The following is a 15686-nucleotide window of genomic DNA, read 5'->3' as shown; positions in this document are numbered from 1 at the left end:
TGTTATTAACCTCAAAAGACGTATAATTATCATATCATGATGTGTAAAGTGTCTGCATGCTTTCTTCCACATCATCTGCTAATCTACGTGTACTCCTCCGAAAGGGGCGACAGTAGCACCCAATGTGTTTGTAATCATAACCGAGAGGGATACGGACAAATCCACATCATAAGGTGCCTTCACTTCCTGCCCATCCCGGTCCCTTACAATGCGAATGACGGGTCTTTGCGGGATTTTGGGATGTATACGCACCACGACCCCCTCTTCCCCCGTGTTGAGCACCACAGAGAGTCCCAGAGGGTAAATAGCTACACAGTCACGAAAGGCTTCCAGCATTCGCTGCTCATATAACGTTCCTGCCCCAGCGTACAGCACTTCCATCGCTTCATAGGGCAACAAAGCCTGTTTGTATATCCGACTTGCTGTCATTGCGTCGTACGAGTCCGCCAGACCGATCCATTTCGCATATTCGTGGATCTGGTCCTTTTTCCAACCGTGTGGGTATCCGCTGCCGTCGATACGCTCATGATGCTGTAATGCACAATGGGCCGATAACAAGGGAATTCCAGGTTCGTCTTTGAGCAGCTTGTAGCCGATCACCGTGTGTGTTTTCATATGCTCATATTCCTCATCCGTCAATTTCCCCGGCTTATAGAGTACTTGAGGTGAAATTTTCATTTTACCGATATCGTGCAGTAGTGAACCTATTCCTAGCTCCATGAGCTGGTTGTTATCGTAGCCATTAGAAATTCCCAGTACAAGTGAATATAAACATACGTTCAAAGAATGATGATATAAATCCTGATCCGCGGCCCCGATATCCATCAACATAATGATGGTATCCTGACGGCCTCCAATATCGTCCAGAATGGATTCCATCACCTTATAAAATGACTTGCCAAAATATTTGTGCTTATGATCTACGGAGTAGGATGACAACCCTTGAAACTGCTTTTTGATTTCCTGTAGCGCCGCGGCCCTAGTCTGTTCATGGATCATCTCAGGAATGACGATATCTTCTGTCACAGCATCCTCAATGTATACATATCCAATACCGACTTGGCCTAGACGTTCAATCAATCGCGAAGTAAGCTCAACACCTTCCGAGAGCAGCACCATTCCGTTTTCATTGTATATTTTTTTGCCAAGCTTCATGCCGGCTCTCAATAATGTAACAGGTACCAGTCGCAGCTTAATCCTCTCCCGATTGTTTTGATACCTGAAGCCACCTAGCTGCAAAACATTCTTCCATCGCGCCCGGACGCTTCAACTCCATTTCAATCATATCCCGTAAAAATTCTGGAAGCATAAATCGGAGATCTGTTCCGTTCGCAAGCACCTCATAACCTGCTTTGAAAGTGAACATATCCAACGTGCCCACTGTGTATTCCTCATACTCTTCCAAAGGTTGACCCGCTACACGAATGTCCGTCACTTTTTCATAAGGAGCACGGCCAGGGTCATACTGAATGGCCAAGCCTTCCACACACATCGTGCCAAGTACTTTGCCTCTGAAGCCAAAGCCCGTCATGGGCTTGTCTGTAAATTCAGGCAGCAAGGACTGCTCCAGCGCCAACCGAATATCTCTTCCCCGCAATTTCATAACACAGGCATTAATCGGCGAAGGGCATAAGGAATGTAGTATTCCTTTGCTGATATCCCCTTGAGGTAATGGGCCGAGCAGTTGTCCCGCATTGACGAGAGCAATTTCTGTTCCTGTAAAATGGGACACCGCTTGTGCCAGCATATTCCCGAAAGGGGATTCCTGATCATATGCGATCTCCAGTTTCCGATCCGTCACCGCAACTGTGCTCTCCATGGCGCGCTCTGCTTGTCTGCGATGCACCACAATGGCCGATGCCACTTTTTCGTCCAGTAGTGTCAGATCCACAGGAACTACGCCGCCTGACGTGACTCGAAACGGTTCGAGGCTATTGTTACGACTTAGTGTCACTTCACCCAGTAGCGTTCCAAACTTCCCCGCCCCACATAAAGCTGTTTTTCCAATCCAAAGCGGTTCCTCCAGCACATGATGGGTGTGACCCCCAAGGATAACGTCAATTTCAGGAAATTGCGACGCTAACTTTTTATCGGAAGGTAGGCCCAGGTGCGACATCACGACCAAAACATCAACCTGCTTTCTCAGTGCCGCGATCTGCTTACCCAGCACCTCAAACGGATTGAGTACATCCCAGCCCAACAATTGATAAAACTCTACAAAAGGAGCCGTCACACCGAGTAAACCGACCTTGATTCCTGCTTTGTCTACAATAAGGGATTCCTTCATCCACAAAGGGCTCATTCCCGTGGCACGCTCTGTCATATTGCCACATACGACCGGACAATGAATCCCCGCATATGCCTGTTCAATCATATCCGGGGTAAAAGTCAGTCCCTCATTGTTACCGATTGTAATGGCATCGTATCCTGTTAGATTAATCACATCCACATTTGCCCCACCGAGCGTTCCTTCCGTTTCGGGGGCCATCCGATCCATGTGGTCTCCTATGTCGAGCACAAGCAGCGCATCCCGTGATGCGGCTCTTCGTTCATCGATCATCGCGGCTATCGAAGGCATACTGCCAAAATGACTATGGATATCATTGGTATGCAAAATGGTCAACGTTTGCCGAGTCGTCATCTCCATAACCGCCCTCCTCTATACTTTATATATATCGACTTTGGAGCTTCTAATGTTTAAGCATATCATGTTATTTAGCAATATGGTACATGTGAGTGGGCATAGTCCTTAAGCTTCGCTGTACTCTCTGGGCAATCTCTTATCATAAACATAGTGAAAAGTATTGACGTTATCTACTGTAGGTATCTGATAGGAAACGGGTTCCTGGGACCTATTTTACAGCTTGGAATAATAGTAAATTAGTCGTTGTCATCCCATTTAATTCTTGATATATTAAGTTTGTTTCGTATTTTCGACAAATTTACGACAATAAGGAGGTTAGCGCATGAGAGTACACGTTACCGATGCCAAGCCGGGAGATCGCCTCAAATCCGATACATACAATGGGCACGGTGTACCTGTCATGATTCAGGGCACCGAGCTACAGCATGACGATATTTCCAAGCTCATTATGCACGGCGTCGATTATATCGACATTGATGCCGGTTCTGCGAGCATTCCGGTTGACTTTGCCCCCGATGTCCCAGCTTCCCCCGAGTCCCTCAAACGTGCCGTTCCCCTCATGGAGCAGACGATCAGTGGCTTTGAAAGCATGTTTCTCGAAGCCTCCTCAACTGGCAAATTTGATGAATATCGGGTTGATGAGCTGTTCGGCCCTCTCGTTTCAGAGCTGGCTCGTCAAAAAGATGTCGTATCTCTGCTATTAATTATGGAACGGGGAGATCACTATACCTATAATCATTCTCTCCAAGTAGGCGTACTGTCATATTACATTGCCACATGGCTTGGATATACGGAAGAAGAAGCATATGCCGCCGGTAAAGCTGGATATTTACACGATATAGGCAAGTCCATGATACCGGATGAAATTTTGAACAAACCGGATAAACTGACACCCGAAGAATTCCATGAGATGAAAAAACATTCGCTATATGGCTATGATATTATTCGCAATTCCACCAGCGATGAAATTTCTGCAATTGTCGCCTTGCAGCATCACGAGCGTGAAGATGGAAGTGGATATCCCCATGGACTGTTCAAAGAAGAGATTCATCCTTTTGCCAGCATAACAGCTGTTGCCGACGTGTATAGCGCGATGATTTCCAATCGTGTGTACCAGACGAAGCAAGAGCTGCTGGCCGTATTACGTGAGCTGCACAGCATGAGTTTTGGACATCTAAACCCAGAAGCTACCCAAGTGTTCATCAGACACATGCTTCCTAATTTCATTAATAAGCAGGTTCTGTTGACTACAGGGCAGACAGGAACGATTATTCTAAACAATCCTGCTGATTACTTCAGACCCTTAGTGAGAATTAACGATGATGAATATGTAGATTTGTCTAGAGAACGCCATGTATCGATTGATGAAATTTATTTGGAATCCTGATCCGCTACTACTGCCTCCCGGCGTTACTTCGGTAGAACGGAATGTTTTGCCGAAGCACAGGCTACGCGAATAAAAAGAGACTGTCCTTGATTCGTAGGTTCTTTACGAAGGACAGCCTCTTTTTATGTTACGGACTATTAACCTAGTTACCATCTTTGCATTGTAAAGCCCATTTCAACATACTTCTGGCATTCTGGATACTTGTTAATATCGTAGTTTGGAACCGGGAACAATTTCCCCCAATCAACTCCAAGTGTCTCTAAAGCTTTGGCAAACGCATTTTGATGAGCATTATCCCGCACAATCAAAAAAGCCAACGTTTCCCGGAATGTTTTGTTCGAGCTCATTTCGTAAATTCGGGATTTTTGCAGAACCCCTGTAGATTCGAGTACGAGATTATCAAGCAAATCACTAATCAGATTGCCGTGGGAATAAACATAACTACCTAGCCAAGGATTTCCACTTGCATCAACAGGTAAGGAACTTTGAGCTCCCATAATAAAATGATGAGGATTTGCGTGTTTTATCGCCTCATCTAATGGAGCATGATCAATTCCAGCATCACCGGCTTGGTCTGCGCCTGAGCCAGTCAGAAGTTGATTTATAGTATGTTGGACCAGTTCAACATGACTAAGCTCCTCTAGAAAAACTCCCCGTATCAAATCCCTATACTGCACAGCATTACCCCGAAAATTATTACTTTGAAAGAAAAACTGCATCATGGTACGCATTTCTCCGAATCGACCACCTAATACTTCTTGAATCACTTTAGCAGCAGTAGGGTCGGGCTTATCAGGTACTATTAAGTTAATTAATTAAATCTTCTTTATAAAAATACAATGCAAAAAACCTCCTTAGACTTTCATACTAAAGTGAAACATATGCTTCCCTCCTTAATAATTTTTATACAAACCTAACAAACAGAAAGTTAAATATAAAGACTCCTATTAGATTGTTGTTATGCTGATCCTCGTTTTATTACATCTTGAAAAGGTTAAATACAGTTAGAATTCACTAAGCTGCTTTAATTATAGGAGGAGTAATTATGTTTAGACATCAAAAAGAGTTGCAGTTTGAAGTGAAAGTAGAGCGTCCTGATCCTCTTTTTGCCCGGCAGGTACAAGAAGTTTTGGGAGGGCAATTTGGAGAAATGACCGTGATGATGCAATATTTATTTCAAGGGTTTAACTGTCGTGGTGAGGAAAAATATAAAGATATGCTAATGGACATTGGAACTGAAGAAGTAGGGCATGTGGAGATGCTGTGTGCTTTAATTAGTCAACTACTTGATGGAGCTAAACCAGAAGATCAAGAACAAGCTGCAAAAGACCCTGTTACAGCTGCCATAATGGGGGGAATTAACCCGCAGCACTTGCTGGTCAGCGGTCTTGGCGGATTACCTAGTAATTCAAATGGAGTTCCATGGAACGGCTCTTATATCGTCGCAAGTGGTAACCTTTTAGCGGATATGCGGTCCAATTTGCACGCAGAGAGTCAGGGTCGATTGCAGGTAGCAAGGCTATATCATATGACACAAGATGAAAGCGTCAGAGCTACACTACGGAAAATGCTAGCACGTGACCGCTATCACCAGTATCAATGGATGGCGGCAATCCAAGAATTAGAAGAAAAAAACGGTGTTGTGGTCCCGGCTTCTTTTCCTCCTGAAGCAGAGCAAGAGTCTCAGCCTGAAGCTTATGAGTTTTGGAATTTGTCTGAAGGCGAAGAATCTAGTGAAGGTTTGTGGGCAACAGGAAGTGCACCGGATGGAAGCGGGAGCTATGTATACATCTCCAAGCCTGTTGCTAAAGGACAAATCTATAGTGCCAAAATACCAGCAACCGAATTACATCATGACTTGGACCATAAAACTTCAGATAAATAAACAAGTAGCAGACGAGTCTTCCCAACATTAAAGATTGCTTATTGGGTGACACTGACCATAAAAATGAAACAAAAAATATATACTTAAAATCCGAATAAGGCGGCTTATCATGAGGCATAAAATCATAGCCGGTCATAAATCAAGAAGTACAGAATCAATGTAAGACTAAAAAGCCCTGCCGACCCATTATGGTTAGCAGAGCTTTTTGATTTATTTCGAGTAATTTACACATCACCAAAAAATCGAAGACGATGCTCTCATTCTTTATGAGCAGATGTCTATAACAATCATTTGTGTTACCTCAGCTTCGGTCAAACCACCGTTCATTAAATAAGAGGTGCCTGAATCAATGTTGCAAAATTAAACTGGTGTACATGACCATCATTTAATGTAGTTTGGCCCGTAACAAAATGTACGTGTTTTCCATTTCCGACTGGGATAGCTGGTCCTGTTCTAATTTTTTTCAGATTATGAAAGTGGTTCACGAAATCAGTTTTTGTAAGATCGATTTCATGGACATGACTTCTTCCAACTCGAATCGCTTGCCCAGTAACACCTGCAAAGCGATGGTTATGTCGGTCTGCGCCTTCTTCAGCCAGTTTGGTACTACCTTCAAATTCATGTACATGCCTCTGTGTCTGTTTAGAAGAGAGGGTTTTCTTCTTCACTCCCGTTTTATTCTTCTGCATCTGTTGGTATGCCTCCTTATGTTTATGTCACTCACAACATCCTATTAAGCAAACATACATAAGTGCTAGGCAACTATCTGCGGTCCAAGCATAAATTTTTTTATGTAGCAGAAAGAAGGCTTATGGACTTAGGCATCACAGAAAAAATAAAAGAAGACGAACTTAAAAAGTTCGCCTTCTATACGAGCAGGAAATCGGAGTCGGCACAAATCGGCACGACTCCGATTTAACAGCTTTAATTACCTCAAAAACCTTGTCACACCAAGGATTACTGCGTTTTAACCGATGGAACCTTCCATTTCGAACTTGATCAAACGATTCATCTCTACCGCATATTCCATCGGCAGTTCTTTGGTGAACGGCTCAATAAAGCCCATAACGATCATTTGCGTTGCCTCTGCTTCAGTCAAACCACGGCTCATCAGATAGAACAGCTGATCTTCCGATACCTTGGAAACTGTTGCTTCGTGCTCAAGCGTGATGTCGTCATTCATGATTTCATTATAAGGAATAGTATCTGAAGTTGATTGATTATCCAAAATCAACGTATCACATTTGATATTCGATTTTGCACCTTGAGCCTGACGACCGAATGAAGCTAATCCGCGATACGTTACTTTACCGCCGTGCTTACTGATCGACTTGGATACAATGGTGGACGTGGTGTCTGGTGCCAAGTGGATCATCTTCGCACCTGCATCCTGATGCTGGCCTTTGCCTGCAACAGCGATAGACAGGACCATCCCTTTCGCTCCACGGCCTTTCAATACAACGGCTGGATACTTCATCGTCAACTTGGAACCGATGTTACCATCGACCCATTCCATCGTTGCATTTTCTTCCGCAACCGCACGTTTGGTTACCAGGTTATAGATGTTTGGTGCCCAGTTCTGGATCGTTGTATAACGAACACGTGCGTTCTTCTTACAAATAATTTCGACCACCGCACTATGCAGCGAGTTCGTGCTGTAAATTGGAGCCGTACAGCCTTCTACATAATGCACAAAGCTGTCTTCATCAGCAATAATGAGCGTACGCTCGAATTGACCCATGTTTTCCGAGTTGATACGGAAGTAAGCCTGCAATGGAACTTCACATTTCACACCTTTTGGTACATAGATGAAGCTTCCGCCTGACCATACCGCACTGTTCAGTGCTGCAAACTTATTGTCCGCAGGAGGTACAACTGTTGCAAAATACTCTTTCAGAATCTCAGGATGCTCACGCAACGCCGTATCGGTATCCATGAAAATAACGCCCTGATCTTCCAGATCCTTTTGCATACTGTGGTAGACAACCTCGGATTCATACTGTGCAGATACACCAGCCAAAAACTTTTGCTCCGCCTCAGGAATACCCAGTTTATCAAAGGTTTCTTTAATTTCCGTCGGAACTTCTTCCCATGTCTTCCCTTGTTTCTCGGAAGGTCTTACATAGTACTGGATATCGTTGAAATCCAGTTCATCCATATCTCCGCCCCAGTTTGGCATTGGCATTTTTTCAAACTGCTTCAGTGCCTTCAGGCGGAACTCCAGCATCCACTCTGGCTCATCCTTAATTTTGGAGATTTCCTTTACGATTTCCGGAGTGAGACCCTTACCTGTTTGGAAAATGGACTTGTGCTCGTCACGAAAGCCGTATTTATACTCTTCCATTTCCGGTGCTTTCTTGGCCATGTTTCTCAAACCTCCTCTGTTCTATTTTAATTATTGATCTTCATCAATCCCTTTGCGCAGCGCGTTCCAAGCCAATGTCGCACATTTGATGCGGGCCGGGAACTTATTTACGCCTGACAAAGCTTCCAATTCTTCATAATCATCAAATTCGACGGCTTCTCCCTTCATTAAAGAAGAGAAGCGGCTCGCCATATCCAGTGCCTGATCAATCGTTTTTCCTTTGACTGCTTCTGTCATCATCGAAGCTGAGGACATACTAATCGAGCAGCCTTCGCCAGTAAAACGGGCATCTTCGACCACGCCGTCTTTCGTTTTGAGTTGAAGGGAAATTCGGTCACCACACGTAGGATTATTCAAATCCACCGTAACGGCATCGTCCTCAAAACGTCCGCGATTGCGCGGATTTTTATAATGATCCATAATCACGCGTCGGTACAAGTCATCAAGTTGCATCGCCAAAATACTCCTTTGTTTGGATTAAGGCGCTGACCAGAGCGTCGACTTCTTCTTCCGTGTTATAGAGATAAAAGCTAGCACGTGCAGTTGCACTGGCTTTCAGCCAGCGCATTAACGGCTGGCAGCAATGATGCCCCGCACGTATAGCTACCCCTTTGCTATCCAGTACAGTAGCTACATCATGCGGATGCACATCATCCAGGTTAAAGGTTACGAGCCCGACATGACGTTCTGCAGGTCCGTAAATTGTCAACCCCTCCACTTCACGGAGACGTTTGAGGGCATAGTTGGACAGACGGCTTTCATGCTGCGCAATGGCGTCCAGTCCGATGCTTTCCAGAAAATCAATGGCAGCTCCCAAGCCAACAGCTCCGGCGATAATCGGAGTTCCACCTTCGAATTTCCAAGGCAGCTCCTTCCATGTGGATTCATACAATCCCACATCGTCGATCATTTCCCCGCCGAACTCAATGGGCTCCATATCCTCCAGCAGCGCCTTCTTGCCGTACAGTGCCCCGATCCCAGTAGGAGCACACATTTTGTGACCCGAAAAGGCATAAAAGTCAGCATCGATGTCTTGCACGTCTACTTTCATATGCGGTGTGCTTTGTGCACCGTCTACAACGATAACTGCCCCTTTGCGATGCGCAATAGCTGCAATCTCTTTAACAGGGTTCACAACACCAAGCACATTGGAGACATGCGCAATCGCTACAATTTTCGTGTTTTCTGTAATGGTATTCTCCACATCAGCAAGATCAACGCTACCATCCTCTTGAAGTGGAATATATTTCAAAGTCGCGCCTGTGGCTTTGGCTACCTGTTGCCACGGAATCAGATTACTGTGATGCTCCATTTGTGTGATGACAATTTCATCACCCTCCTTACAGTTAGCTCTACCGTAGGAAGAAGCGACCAGATTCAGCGCCGTTGTTGTTCCGCGTGTAAAAATAATTTCCTGACTGCGCTTGGCATTCAGAAAGCGGGCTACCTTCTCCCGCGCACCTTCATAAGCATCCGTTGCGCGGCTACCCAAGGTATGCACACCACGGTGAACATTCGAATTATCATATTCGTAGTAGTGCTTGATCGCTTCGATGACCGCCAGTGGTTTTTGCGAAGTGGCCGCATTATCCAAATAAACCAGCGGATGACCGTTGATCTCCTGATGTAAAATCGGGAATTGTTCACGGATCAATGCAGTATTCATTGGCCTAACTTCCTTTCAACAAGGCTTTGCAGCTGATGTTGAAGTCCTTCGAGCGGAATTTCAGATACGACAGGTGCCAGGAAGCCATAAATAATCAAACGTTCAGCTTCTGCACGGCTAATCCCGCGGGACATCAAGTAATACACTTGTTCACGGTTTACCTGACCAACCGATGCTGCGTGACCTGCCGTTACATCATCTTCATCAATCAGCAGGATCGGGTTAGCGTCACCACGCGCTTTCGGGCTGAGCATCAGAACACGTTCTGTTTGCTGACCGTCTGCTTTGGTAGCACCTTTTTCAATTTTTGTAATTCCGTTAATGATGGAAGACGCTTCTTCACGCATTACTGCGCGTGTAATCATCTGACTAGCGGAATTTTTACCAAAATGCTGTGCTTGTGTCGTATAGTTCAGCTTTTGTGAGCCAGAACCTACAGCAATGATCTTGGCATCCGAATTGGAGCCATTGCCTTTGAGCACGGACATGGTATTGCTTGCTGTATTACCGTTGTTCATTTCGCCCACAATCCATTCGATAGCTGCGTCATTTCCCAACGTAGCACGACGAATCGAAATATCCGTTACTTGCTCTCCAAACTGATGGACTGTCGCATAACGTACTTTAGCTCCTGCATTTGCAACAACTTCTACCGCACCGTTATGAAGAACAGGTGCCGCCAAATCCGCAGATACATAATTATCTACGTACGTCACGGAACTGTGGCTTTCGACAATGAGCAGCACATGGGGCGCAAACGTTGCAGTCGCATCGTCCGTCAGGAATACAGCTTGAAGCGGGACGTTCAGTTCTACATTTTTAGGCACATAAGCAAATACTCCACCGTTCCAGAGTGCTGCGTGCAATGCAGATAATGAATTTTCTTCAGCCTTAACAACTGTGTTCAGATGAGCTTTAACCAAATCAGCATGCTCTTTAACCGCTGTTTGTAAATCCGTGAAAATGACGCCTTGCGCCGCCAATTCCTCGCTCAGCTTCACATATACCGCGCCGGAGTTGCGCTGAATAATCAGACCGCCCTCCTGTTGCTCTTTGACAAGATCAGCAATGGCTGCAGGAACCTGCCCTACCGATGCAATGACCTCGCTCTGTTTATGTTGACCGTAATCGTTTAATTTCCAACGTTCGATTTTTGTTTTTTCAAATACCGGAAGCTCCAGTTTGCCTGCAAGCTCAAGTGCTTTTTGTCTGTCTTCGGCCAACCAAGATGGTTCGCCGTTACGTTCGGACAGAACACGCAGTTGCTCGGAATCTACCGGAAGGATTGTTTGTGTAGTCATTAGTTTTCCTCCTCGCTTCCGGCTTACGCCTCTTGTCCTACAGTTTCATCAACGATACCCAGCTCTTCCTTGATCCAGTCGTAACCGTCTGCTTCCAGACGCTCAGCAAGCTCAGGACCACCGGATTTAACGATACGTCCTTGCATCATCACATGTACATAATCTGGTTTAACGTAGTTTAACAGACGTTGATAGTGAGTAATGATAAGGAAACCACGCTCTTCAGAACGCATAGCGTTGACACCGCTAGCCACGATTCTCAAAGCATCGATATCCAGACCGGAGTCGATTTCATCAAGAATGACAATTTTCGGATCAATCATCATCATTTGCAAAATTTCATTCCGTTTTTTCTCACCGCCAGAGAAGCCTTCGTTCAGGTAACGGTGAGCAAACTCAGGGTTCATTTCAAGCTCTTTCATTTTGCTTTCCATTTGACGGATAAACTTAATCAGGGAGATTTCTTGTCCTTCTTCACGGCGCGCGTTGATCGCACTACGCAAAAAGTCGGAGTTCGTTACCCCTGCAATTTCACTCGGATACTGCATCGCCAAGAACAATCCTGCACGTGCACGCTCATCCACTTCCATATCCAGCACGTCTTCTCCATCCAATGTTACTTTGCCATCTGTGACTTCATATTTAGGATGACCCATCAAAGCAGACGCGAGTGTACTTTTACCCGTACCGTTAGGACCCATGATGGCATGGATTTCTCCGCCCTTCATTTCGAGGTTAATACCTTTCAAAATTTCCTTGCCTTCAATGGTCGCTTTGAGACCTTCAATCTTAAAGTTTGTAGCCATATTCGCAATACCCTCCAAAAAATGTAGTGTGGTGTCGAAATCAGAAAGTATATTTAAACAGGGGAGCCCCCTGATTTCAAGTAATATTTAAAAATTTATTTATAATCATTCTAAACTGATTCTCAATGATTCTCAAGTTATTTTATAATAAATATCTTTAAGGGTGCAACCAACAGACACACGTTATCCAACTTTCTTCATAAAATGTTCACCCTACCAGGCACACAAATAGCAAAATACACCCTGCAAATGTTTATATATTTTTAAATTTGTACAAAAACATGAGATGCATGATCTCTTTTCAGCCATAAAAACGCTACTGACAGCATGACGTCAGTAGCGTTTTACATGTAGAGAGTTTATTTCAGAGCGTAACCCCATCACTATGGAGTGGAATTAAATTCACCGAACTAGGCATTGAGTGATGGACCGAAATTCTGCCAATTAGCCCAAATAAGATCGAAGCATCCACATATGTTTCTCCAGATCCGCTTTATAACCAATCAGCAAATCTGCAGTTGGCTGGTCGGAATTGCTTTCCGCCAGTTCGATACCTTCCTGAAACTCCTCGCATACCGTTGCAAAATCCTCGATCAAGGTTTGTACCATCTTAGGAGCATCTTCGTTGCCGGTTGCTTCCTGAATCGACGACAGCTCCAGGTATTCTTTCAACGTTGCGGAAGGAGAACCTTTCAACGCGAGCAGACGCTCGGCAATCTCATCCATTTTCAATGTCACTTCATTGTATAACTCTTCAAATTTAACATGGAGTGTGTAGAAACTAGAGCCTTTCACATACCAGTGATAGTTATGAATTTTGACATATAACACATTGAGGTTAGCGACTTGACGGTTTAAAAGTTCCTCCACCGATTTGGTTTGCGTATTTTTCGAGTTACTTGTTGTTCTAGCCATCATAATCCCTTCCTTTTTCATCAAATTGATTTTCAGGAACGTTTACGTATCCATCACCGTCATTACTGACGGTAAGACGCCAGCGGGCATCCTAATATCACCTGCCGGACGTCTGTTTCATATTTACCCTCTCTATACGGAGACGAAACAAAAAAAGAGTACTCCTTTCTTCCTCTTTCAATCCCCATAAAAAAAATGTACAAAACTTCAATGATTTTCGTTATACTTTCTCTATCCTATCAAAATACTTGGTTTAATATTGTGATATTTTTCAAACTATTTACATGCGCACATTTTATGGAGGTGACTTCGTTGTCCCAATATCATCCTTTAACGACTGAAGAAGCAATCGAATTCGTAAAGAACATCCCCGGATTTTTTAGTCAGGAAGCCCGTCTGGAATGCCGAGAAATCGGTGATGGTAACTTAAATCTGGTTTTTCATATTACGGATTCTGAATCTAACAAGAGTATCATTGCCAAGCAGGCACTTCCCTATGTAAAAATTGTGGGTGAATCCTGGCCGCTTTCACTGGATCGTGCCCGTATTGAACGTGAGGCACTTCAGCAGGAACACCACATTTGCCCCGAATTGGTTCCTGCGGTACTGGCGTATGACGATGAGCTTGCGTTGACCGTGATGGAGGATCTTAGCTCACACACCATCATGCGCAAGGGACTAATAGAAGGAAACACATATCCATATTTCGCTAATCATATTGGGGAGTTTCTGGCACGCACGCTCTTCTTCACCTCAGATTTGGGCATGAATCAGCAGGATAAAAAAGACCTGGTTAAACGCTTTATCAACCCAGATCTCTGCAAAATAACTGAGGATCTGATTCTGGATGAACCGTATCGGTTTTCAGATAATAACAACTATGGTGCGTACATCGAAGACGAAGCAGAGACACTACGTACAGATCAGGTGCTTCACCTGGAAGTGGCCTTGCTGCGAGAAAAGTTTTTGACACGAACCGAAGCGCTTCTGCACGGTGACCTTCATACTGGTAGCATTTTTGTAACGACCGAATCGACTAAAGTCATTGACCCTGAATTTGCCTACTACGGACCTATGGGCTTTGATATCGGAGCGGTGATCGCCAATCTGCTATTAAACTACGCAGCACAACCCGGATGGACCTCTGGCGAGAAGGCATTAAATGAAAGACGTGACTGGGTTCTGGAGACCGCCATTCAGGTATGGGAGCAGTTTGAGCGTAGGTTCCGCAAACTGTGGGACGAGCATGTCACCGATCATATGGCACGTACAGCGGGATATCAGGACTTGTATCTCCAGAAAGTACTGCAAGATACGATTGGTTTTGCAGGGTGCAAAGTGATTCGCCGTATCATCAGCCTGTCGCATGTGGCAGATATCGACACCATTGCCGATCCTGCTATCAAGGAAGCTGCGGAACGTCTGGCGTTATCTATCGGTAAATCCTTGGTTCTTCGCAATCGCGAGCTTCATTCGATTCGGGAACTGGGAGACATTGTTCGGACAGCAACAGCTGCCCAAACTAAAGGAGCTTAATGAATATGAGTGAAAAGAAAGAATCGGCGCCCGTAACCTCTGGGAAAGCTGCAGTGTCCAGTCAGGCTCTATCTTCGCTGGTGTGGAAAGGCAACCACTTGTCCATGCTGGATCAGCGTCTGCTACCCGAAACGATTGTCATGCTGGATTTATTCACGGCTGATGAAGTTTGGGATGGCATACATGCCATGAAGGTACGCGGTGCGCCCGCCATCGGGATGGCTGCGGCCTACGGCGTTGTGCTAGGAGCTACCGCCTACGACGGCACCGACGCTGCTGGGTGGCTGCAGCATGTACACGCCGTGTGCGGACATTTGGCTACTTCACGACCGACAGCCGTGAACCTCTTCTGGGCCCTGGACCGCATGAAGAAGCGGGCTGAGGAACTCATCGTTGAAGCTAGCGGAGGCCAGATCGAAGACTGGAATGCCGGGCTGGAGCGTGAAGCCATAGCCATTCAGGCAGAGGATGAAGAAGTATGTCGCCAGATCGGCATCCATGCTTTACCTCTGTTCGAGGACGGGATGGGCGTACTCACTCACTGCAATGCAGGCGGATTGGCGACAGCCAAATACGGAACAGCGCTCGCGCCGATGTACCTTGCGCAGGAGAACGGCATCCACCTCAAAGTATTTGCCGACGAAACTCGCCCCGTGCTGCAAGGTGCGCGCCTGACTGCTTTCGAGCTTCAGCAGGCAGGCATTGATGTCACCCTGCTCTGCGACAATATGGCGGGCATGGTGATGTCCAAAGGATGGGTACAGGCCGTTATTGTCGGCACAGATAGAGTCGCTGCTAATGGCGATGTCGCAAACAAAATCGGTACTTACAGCCTAGCTGTGCTAGCGAAGGCGCATGGCATTCCTTTTTATGTCGCTTCTCCACTATCTACCATTGATTTGCAGACCGCAACAGGCGCAGATATTCCGATCGAGGAGCGTTCTGCCGAGGAAGTTACCGAAAGCTTTGGTAAAAGGACCGCCCCGCAGGGCATCAAAGTCTACAACCCAGCTTTCGACGTTACACCTCATGAGTACATTACCGCCATCATTACCGAAAAAGGAATTGTACAAGCACCCTTTAGCGAGAACCTGACCAATTTGTTTGCCGATTAATCGTTCTTGCAGGTTATATAGTTCGTATATAAGTCAAATAACTCTACTCGATAGAATAAAACTATT

Annotated in this window: 13 protein-coding genes and 1 pseudogene; 4 read left to right on the top strand and 10 right to left on the bottom strand. The window is 45.4% G+C overall.

Going from position 1 to position 15686, the window contains the following annotated elements:
* Positions 1-78: 78 nt before the first annotated feature.
* Together T3H97_RS08205 and T3H97_RS08200 are read right to left on the bottom strand one after the other, a co-directional pair.
* Complete coding sequence (locus T3H97_RS08205) at positions 79-1239, bottom strand: HD-GYP domain-containing protein (RefSeq protein ID WP_250244335.1); 1161 nt, start codon at positions 1237-1239, stop codon at positions 79-81.
* A complete protein-coding gene (locus T3H97_RS08200) occupies positions 1193-2647 on the bottom strand; it encodes a bifunctional metallophosphatase/5'-nucleotidase (RefSeq protein WP_328802231.1) in 1455 nt (484 codons plus the stop codon). Before T3H97_RS08200 ends, T3H97_RS08205 begins: the two co-directional genes overlap by 47 nt.
* A gap of 319 nt (positions 2648-2966) precedes the next feature.
* On the opposite strand from T3H97_RS08200, the gene T3H97_RS08195 reads away from it, so the two are divergent.
* On the top strand, positions 2967-4031 hold the full coding sequence (locus tag T3H97_RS08195; RefSeq protein ID WP_328802230.1) for an HD-GYP domain-containing protein: 1065 nt from the start codon (positions 2967-2969) through the stop codon (positions 4029-4031).
* Between the two features lie 164 nt (positions 4032-4195).
* Here the strand turns inward: T3H97_RS08195 and T3H97_RS08190 are convergent.
* Positions 4196-4843, bottom strand: a pseudogene (locus tag T3H97_RS08190) (manganese catalase family protein); the annotation flags it as partial.
* A 233-nt stretch (positions 4844-5076) separates the two neighbouring features.
* Between T3H97_RS08190 and T3H97_RS08185 the strand changes: the two are divergent.
* On the top strand, positions 5077-5916 hold the full coding sequence (locus T3H97_RS08185) for a manganese catalase (protein WP_069291583.1): 840 nt from the start codon (positions 5077-5079) through the stop codon (positions 5914-5916).
* Between the two features lie 326 nt (positions 5917-6242).
* Here T3H97_RS08185 and T3H97_RS08180 read toward each other — a convergent pair whose 3' ends face one another.
* The 7 genes from T3H97_RS08180 to T3H97_RS08150 all read right to left on the bottom strand — a co-directional run bounded on the left by T3H97_RS08180 (position 6243) and on the right by T3H97_RS08150 (position 12969).
* The gene (locus tag T3H97_RS08180; RefSeq protein WP_250244326.1) at positions 6243-6605 is read right to left on the bottom strand and encodes a YmaF family protein; all 363 of its coding nucleotides are present in this window, start codon (positions 6603-6605) and stop codon (positions 6243-6245) included.
* A 278-nt stretch (positions 6606-6883) separates the two neighbouring features.
* Positions 6884-8281, bottom strand: coding sequence for a Fe-S cluster assembly protein SufB (sufB, locus tag T3H97_RS08175; protein ID WP_069291582.1), 1398 nt, complete (start codon positions 8279-8281; stop codon positions 6884-6886).
* Between the two features lie 30 nt (positions 8282-8311).
* Positions 8312-8734 carry a Fe-S cluster assembly sulfur transfer protein SufU gene (gene sufU / locus T3H97_RS08170; RefSeq protein WP_328802229.1) on the bottom strand — a complete coding sequence of 141 codons (423 nt, stop codon included), beginning with the start codon at positions 8732-8734 and terminating at the stop codon, positions 8312-8314.
* Positions 8724-9947: a cysteine desulfurase gene (locus tag T3H97_RS08165; RefSeq protein WP_328802228.1), complete on the bottom strand. Its 1224-nt coding sequence runs from the start codon at positions 9945-9947 to the stop codon at positions 8724-8726. The genes sufU and T3H97_RS08165 overlap by 11 nt, the downstream gene beginning before the upstream one ends.
* Positions 9944-11248, bottom strand: a complete 1305-nt coding sequence (sufD, locus tag T3H97_RS08160; protein ID WP_328802227.1) for a Fe-S cluster assembly protein SufD — start codon at positions 11246-11248, stop codon at positions 9944-9946. The genes T3H97_RS08165 and sufD overlap by 4 nt, the downstream gene beginning before the upstream one ends.
* A 23-nt stretch (positions 11249-11271) precedes the next feature.
* Entirely contained in the window at positions 11272-12054 is a 783-nt protein-coding gene (gene sufC / locus T3H97_RS08155; RefSeq protein ID WP_013309552.1) for a Fe-S cluster assembly ATPase SufC, read from the bottom strand.
* Positions 12055-12498: 444 nt separating this feature from the next.
* The gene (locus tag T3H97_RS08150) at positions 12499-12969 is read right to left on the bottom strand and encodes a Dps family protein (protein WP_328802803.1); all 471 of its coding nucleotides are present in this window, start codon (positions 12967-12969) and stop codon (positions 12499-12501) included.
* A gap of 312 nt (positions 12970-13281) precedes the next feature.
* Here T3H97_RS08150 and mtnK point away from each other — a divergent pair, with 312 nt between their 5' ends.
* On the top strand, positions 13282-14505 hold the full coding sequence (gene mtnK, locus T3H97_RS08145) for an S-methyl-5-thioribose kinase (protein WP_328802226.1): 1224 nt from the start codon (positions 13282-13284) through the stop codon (positions 14503-14505).
* A gap of 5 nt (positions 14506-14510) precedes the next feature.
* A complete protein-coding gene (gene mtnA, locus T3H97_RS08140; protein ID WP_328802225.1) occupies positions 14511-15620 on the top strand; it encodes an S-methyl-5-thioribose-1-phosphate isomerase in 1110 nt (369 codons plus the stop codon).
* The last annotated feature ends 66 nt before the right edge of the window (positions 15621-15686 follow it).

Origin of the sequence: Paenibacillus sp. LX16, from assembly GCF_036252815.1 — a bacterium.
Lineage (GTDB): Bacteria > Bacillota > Bacilli > Paenibacillales > Paenibacillaceae > Paenibacillus > Paenibacillus polymyxa_B.
This window is presented reverse-complemented; position numbering and strand designations above follow the sequence as displayed.